This is a genomic window from Pseudomonas sp. AC463 (assembly GCF_979253585.1).
Map to the genome: position 1 here is coordinate 1 of NZ_CEEDDZ010001205.1, position 233 is coordinate 233.

At 64.4% G+C, this 233-nt stretch carries 1 protein-coding gene; it reads right to left on the bottom strand.

Annotation, left to right across the window (positions count from 1 at the left end; all coding sequences use genetic code 11):
• The coding region (locus AC0IYH_RS34140) for an aminotransferase class III-fold pyridoxal phosphate-dependent enzyme (RefSeq protein ID WP_471838927.1) at window positions 1–233 on the bottom strand (233 nt) is incomplete at both ends.

The following is a 233-nucleotide window of genomic DNA, read 5'->3' on the forward strand; positions in this document are numbered from 1 at the left end:
GCCGGAATTGACGCCCTTGGCGAAGGTGATCAGGTCTGGCACCACGTCGAAGTTGTCCAGTGCCAGCCAGCTGCCGGTGCGGCCGAAGCCGGCCATCACTTCATCGAGAATCACCAGAATGCCGAACTCGTCGGCCAGTGCGCGTACGCCCTGCATGTAGCCTTTCGGTGGCACCAGGATGCCGGCGGTGCCGGGAATGGTTTCCAGCAGAATCGCGGCGATCGAGGCCGGGC